Raw genomic sequence first — 212 nt, 5'->3', positions numbered from 1 at the left:
CCTCATCAAAAAAGAAGCAATTGGTCGCCCAGTAACTGATGCAGAAAATAAACTAACTGGCTGGATTACAGGGCAAGAGTGTTTACACGTGACAACCCAGTTTGCTTACCATAATCAACGTATTGGATTAGTGAAATACAATATGCGCGTTGATGTACTTAGTGTTAATGCAGATGACACTGTATTTACATTAGCTGAGAAAATGTTAGGTG

General features: G+C 38.7%; 1 protein-coding gene. It reads left to right on the top strand.

Features of this window, described 5'->3' with window-relative positions; all coding sequences use genetic code 11:
* The coding region (locus tag V6256_RS16035) for a CBS domain-containing protein (protein ID WP_481133295.1) at positions 1-212 on the top strand (212 nt) is incomplete at both ends.

The sequence above is a fragment of the Psychromonas aquatilis genome (assembly GCF_038155185.1).
In the GTDB taxonomy this organism is placed as follows: Bacteria; Pseudomonadota; Gammaproteobacteria; order Enterobacterales; family Psychromonadaceae; genus Psychromonas; species Psychromonas aquatilis.
This window is presented reverse-complemented; position numbering and strand designations above follow the sequence as displayed.